We start from the raw sequence: 5,048 nt of genomic DNA on the forward strand, positions 1-5,048 counted from the left end.
GCTAAGCAACTACCGTATCTAACAGGGGGCAACCCCCAACTACATCAGGCGTACTAGGGCTTAACTTCTGTGTTCGGCATGGGAACAGGTGTATCTCCTAGGCTATCGTCACTTAACTCTGAGTATTCTCAACTCAAAATTGAATATCTATACTGTATCAAGAAACCAAATCGTTGTCAATATGTCTCAGTTACTTTCTTTGGATAAGTCCTCGAGCTATTAGTATTAGTCCGCTACATGTGTCACCACACTTCCACTTCTAACCTATCAACCTGATCATCTCTCAGGGCTCTTACTGATATAAAATCATGGGAAATCTCATCTTGAGGTGGGCTTCACACTTAGATGCTTTCAGCGTTTATCCCTTCCCTACATAGCTACCCAGCGATGCTCTTGGCAGAACAACTGGTACACCAGCGGTAAGTCCACTCTGGTCCTCTCGTACTAGGAGCAGATCCTCTCAAATTTCCTACGCCCGCGACGGATAGGGACCGAACTGTCTCACGACGTTCTGAACCCAGCTCGCGTGCCGCTTTAATGGGCGAACAGCCCAACCCTTGGGACCGACTACAGCCCCAGGATGCGACGAGCCGACATCGAGGTGCCAAACCTCCCCGTCGATGTGAACTCTTGGGGGAGATAAGCCTGTTATCCCCAGGGTAGCTTTTATCCGTTGAGCGATGGCCCTTCCATACGGAACCACCGGATCACTAAGCCCGACTTTCGTCCCTGCTCGAGTTGTAGCTCTCGCAGTCAAGCTCCCTTATACCTTTACACTCTGCGAATGATTTCCAACCATTCTGAGGGAACCTTTGGGCGCCTCCGTTACCTTTTAGGAGGCGACCGCCCCAGTCAAACTGCCCGTCAGACACTGTCTCCGATAGGGATAACCTATCTGGGTTAGAGTAGCCATAACACAAGGGTAGTATCCCAACAACGCCTCACTCGAAACTGGCGTCCCGAGGTCATAGGCTCCTACCTATCCTGTACATGTGGTACAGATACTCAATATCAAACTGCAGTAAAGCTCCATGGGGTCTTTCCGTCCTGTCGCGGGTAACCTGCATCTTCACAGGTACTAAAATTTCACCGAGTCTCTCGTTGAGACAGTGCCCAAATCATTACGCCTTTCGTGCGGGTCGGAACTTACCCGACAAGGAATTTCGCTACCTTAGGACCGTTATAGTTACGGCCGCCGTTTACTGGGGCTTCAATTCATACCTTCGCTTACGCTAAGCACTCCTCTTAACCTTCCAGCACCGGGCAGGCGTCACCCCCTATACATCATCTTACGATTTAGCAGAGAGCTGTGTTTTTGATAAACAGTTGCTTGGGCCTATTCACTGCGGCTGACCATCAGTCAGCGCCCCTTCTCCCGAAGTTACGGGGCCATTTTGCCGAGTTCCTTAACGAGAGTTCTCTCGCTCACCTGAGGCTACTCGCCTCGACTACCTGTGTCGGTTTGCGGTACGGGTAGAGTATAATTAACGCTAGAAGCTTTTCTCGGCAGTGTGACATCACTAACTTCGCTACTAAACTTCGCTCCCCATCACAGCTCAATGTTAGAGATATAAGCATTTGACTCATATCACACCTCACTGCTTGGCCAGACACTTCCAATCGTCTGGTTTAGTTAGCCTACTGCGTCCCTCCATCACTATATACTCTAGTACAGGAATATCAACCTGTTGTCCATCGGATACACCTTTCGGTCTCTCCTTAGGTCCCGACTAACCCAGGGCGGACGAGCCTTCCCCTGGAAACCTTAGTCTTACGGTGGACAGGATTCTCACCTGTCTTTCGCTACTCATACCGGCATTCTCACTTCTATGCGCTCCAGCACTCCTCACGGTACACCTTCTTCGCACATAGAACGCTCTCCTACCATACCTATAAAGGTATCCACAGCTTCGGTAATATGTTTTAGCCCCGGTACATTTTCGGCGCAGGGTCACTCGACTAGTGAGCTATTACGCACTCTTTGAATGAATAGCTGCTTCTAAGCTAACATCCTAGTTGTCTGTGCAACCCCACATCCTTTTCCACTTAACATATATTTTGGGACCTTAGCTGGTGGTCTGGGCTGTTTCCCTTTCGACTACGGATCTTAGCACTCGCAGTCTGACTGCCGATTATATCTCATTGGCATTCGGAGTTTATCTGAGATTGGTAATCCGGGATGGACCCCTCACCCAAACAGTGCTCTACCTCCAAGAGACTTAACATCGACGCTAGCCCTAAAGCTATTTCGGAGAGAACCAGCTATCTCCAAGTTCGTTTGGAATTTCTCCGCTACCCACAAGTCATCCAAGCACTTTTCAACGTGCCCTGGTTCGGTCCTCCAGTGAGTTTTACCTCACCTTCAACCTGCTCATGGGTAGGTCACATGGTTTCGGGTCTACGACATGATACTAATGCGCCCTATTAAGACTCGGTTTCCCTACGGCTCCGTCTCTTCAACTTAACCTCGCATCATATCGTAACTCGCCGGTTCATTCTACAAAAGGCACGCTCTCACCCATTAACGGGCTCGAACTTGTTGTAGGCACACGGTTTCAGGTTCTATTTCACTCCCCTCCCGGGGTGCTTTTCACCTTTCCCTCACGGTACTGGTTCACTATCGGTCACTAGAGAGTATTTAGGGTTGGGAGATGGTCCTCCCAGATTCCGACGAGATTTCTCGTGTCTCGCCGTACTCAGGATACTGCTAGGTATAAAGACTATTTCGAATACGAGGCTATTACTCTCTTTGGCCTACCTTCCCAGGTAGTTCTTCTATAATCTTTAAGTCCACGTTGCAGTCCTACAACCCCGAAGAGTAAACTCTTCGGTTTGCCCTCTTGCCGTTTCGCTCGCCGCTACTAAGGCAATCGCTTTTGCTTTCTCTTCCTGCAGCTACTTAGATGTTTCAGTTCACTGCGTCTTCCTCTACATTACCTTAACAGTAATGAGTGACAGGCATTACCTGCCGGGTTCCCCCATTCGGACATCTCTGGATCATTGCTCACTTACAGCTCCCCAAAGCATTTCGTTGTTAGTCACGTCCTTCATCGGCTTCTAGTGCCAAGGCATCCACCGTGCGCCCTTATTAACTTAACCTTATTTTGGCCTTTCGACCTAACTCATTAAATATTCACAGCGTTTCGGTTTATTTTCTTGTTACTATCTATATGTAATTACTTACATATGGAATTTGATATAGATATTCAATTTTCAATGGACAATACTTGAATCTTTCGATTCAATGGAGCCTAGCGGGATCGAACCGCTGACCTCCTGCGTGCAAAGCAGGCGCTCTCCCAGCTGAGCTAAGGCCCCACAAGACCTCTCAAAACTAAATAAGAAACTCAAGTACATTCCGTTTTTCCTTAGAAAGGAGGTGATCCAGCCGCACCTTCCGATACGGCTACCTTGTTACGACTTCACCCCAATCATCTATCCCACCTTAGGCGGCTGGCTCCAAAAGGTTACCTCACCGACTTCGGGTGTTACAAACTCTCGTGGTGTGACGGGCGGTGTGTACAAGGCCCGGGAACGTATTCACCGCGGCGTGCTGATCCGCGATTACTAGCGATTCCGACTTCATGTAGGCGAGTTGCAGCCTACAATCCGAACTGAGATTGGCTTTAAGAGATTAGCTTGCCGTCACCGACTCGCAACTCGTTGTACCAACCATTGTAGCACGTGTGTAGCCCAGGTCATAAGGGGCATGATGATTTGACGTCATCCCCACCTTCCTCCGGTTTATTACCGGCAGTCTCGCTAGAGTGCCCAACTGAATGATGGCAACTAACAATAGGGGTTGCGCTCGTTGCGGGACTTAACCCAACATCTCACGACACGAGCTGACGACAACCATGCACCACCTGTCACCGATGTACCGAAGTAACTTTCTATCTCTAGAAATAGCATCGGGATGTCAAGACCTGGTAAGGTTCTTCGCGTTGCTTCGAATTAAACCACATGCTCCACCGCTTGTGCGGGCCCCCGTCAATTCCTTTGAGTTTCAACCTTGCGGTCGTACTCCCCAGGCGGAGTGCTTAATGCGTTAGCTGCGGCACTGAATCCCGGAAAGGATCCAACACCTAGCACTCATCGTTTACGGCGTGGACTACCAGGGTATCTAATCCTGTTCGCTCCCCACGCTTTCGAGCCTCAGCGTCAGTTACAGACCAGAGAGCCGCTTTCGCCACCGGTGTTCCTCCATATATCTACGCATTTCACCGCTACACATGGAATTCCACTCTCCCCTTCTGCACTCAAGTTTGACAGTTTCCAAAGCGAACTATGGTTGAGCCACAGCCTTTAACTTCAGACTTATCAAACCGCCTGCGCTCGCTTTACGCCCAATAAATCCGGACAACGCTCGGGACCTACGTATTACCGCGGCTGCTGGCACGTAGTTAGCCGTCCCTTTCTGGTAAGCTACCGTCACAGTGTGAACTTTCCACTCTCACACTCGTTCTTGACTTACAACAGAGCTTTACGATCCGAAAACCTTCTTCACTCACGCGGCGTTGCTCGGTCAGGGTTGCCCCCATTGCCGAAGATTCCCTACTGCTGCCTCCCGTAGGAGTCTGGGCCGTGTCTCAGTCCCAGTGTGGCCGATCACCCTCTCAGGTCGGCTATGTATCGTCGCCTAGGTGAGCCGTTACCTCACCTACTAGCTAATACAACGCAGGTCCATCTTGTAGTGGAGCAATTGCCCCTTTCAAATAAATGACATGTGTCACCTATTGTTATGCGGTATTAGCTATCGTTTCCAATAGTTATCCCCCGCTACAAGGCAGGTTACCTACGCGTTACTCACCCGTTCGCAACTCATCCAAGAAGAGCAAGCTCCTCTCTTCAGCGTTCTACTTGCATGTATTAGGCACGCCGCCAGCGTTCGTCCTGAGCCAGGATCAAACTCTCATTAAAATCTTTAATAATTGTTCGAGCGTTAACTCATTACCGTCGTCTGACGATTTATTCTTGTAAATTGACAGGTTATAATTCTTCTATCATAACCCTGCACTTGGTTTCTTATTCAGTTCTCAAAGGTCTTT

At 49.3% G+C, this 5,048-nt stretch carries 1 tRNA gene and 3 rRNA genes; all 4 read right to left on the bottom strand.

The features are described 5' to 3' along the window. Nucleotides 1-116, bottom strand: a 5S ribosomal RNA gene (gene rrf / locus HMPREF9425_RS08950). Between the two features lie 83 nt (nt 117-199). After that, nucleotides 200-3,099: ribosomal RNA gene (locus tag HMPREF9425_RS08955) — 23S ribosomal RNA — on the bottom strand. A 146-nt stretch (nt 3,100-3,245) separates the two neighbouring features. Next, nucleotides 3,246-3,318: transfer RNA gene (locus tag HMPREF9425_RS08960), tRNA-Ala, on the bottom strand. 54 nt (nt 3,319-3,372) lie between these two features. Next, nucleotides 3,373-4,920: ribosomal RNA gene (locus HMPREF9425_RS08965) — 16S ribosomal RNA — on the bottom strand. The 16S, 23S and 5S rRNA genes sit together here with 1 tRNA gene alongside, the layout of an rRNA operon. Between the last annotated feature and the right edge of the window lie 128 nt (nt 4,921-5,048).

The sequence above is a fragment of the Streptococcus vestibularis ATCC 49124 genome (assembly GCF_000188295.1).
Taxonomy (GTDB): Bacteria; Bacillota; Bacilli; order Lactobacillales; family Streptococcaceae; genus Streptococcus; species Streptococcus vestibularis.